Origin of the sequence: Streptococcus sp. k-628, assembly GCF_013277475.1 — a bacterium.
Lineage (GTDB): Bacteria > Bacillota > Bacilli > Lactobacillales > Streptococcaceae > Streptococcus.
The window spans coordinates 1-566 of record NZ_VMMZ01000126.1; the positions used below are offsets into that span (position 1 = coordinate 1).

A 566-nucleotide genomic window follows, 5' to 3' on the forward strand; every position below is an offset into this window, starting at 1 on the left:
GAAAGTTGAGAAAAATGGCAGAAAAAACATATCCTATGACCCTTGAGGAAAAGGAAAAACTTGAAAAAGAATTAGAAGAATTGAAATTAGTTCGTCGACCAGAAGTGGTAGAACGCATTAAGATTGCCCGTTCATACGGTGACCTTTCAGAAAACAGTGAGTACGAAGCAGCTAAGGATGAACAAGCCTTTGTTGAAGGACAAATCTCTAGCTTGGAAACAAAAATCCGCTATGCTGAAATCGTCAATAGCGACGCAGTTGCCCAAGACGAAGTAGCGATTGGTAAAACAGTCACCATCCAAGAAATTGGTGAGGACGAAGAAGAAGTTTATATTATCGTAGGTTCAGCTGGTGCGGATGCCTTTGCAGGTAAAGTTTCAAATGAAAGCCCAATTGGACAAGCCTTGATTGGCAAGAAAACAGGTGACACAGCAACCATTGAAACACCTGTTGGTAGCTATGATGTAAAAATCTTGAAGGTTGAAAAAACAGCCTAAAAACAAAAAAGGAGTGGGGAGGCTGTGCGCTTCACTCACTCCTTTTTCCATTTTGCTACTCTTCGAAAA

Annotated in this window: 1 protein-coding gene; it reads left to right on the forward strand. The window is 40.8% G+C overall.

The genetic code is table 11. The annotated features are described in order from the left end of the window. Positions 1-14: 14 nt before the first annotated feature. Positions 15-497: a transcription elongation factor GreA gene (greA, locus tag HT730_RS10335; RefSeq protein ID WP_000818760.1), complete on the forward strand. Its 483-nt coding sequence runs from the start codon at positions 15-17 to the stop codon at positions 495-497. Positions 498-566: the final 69 nt, after the last annotated feature.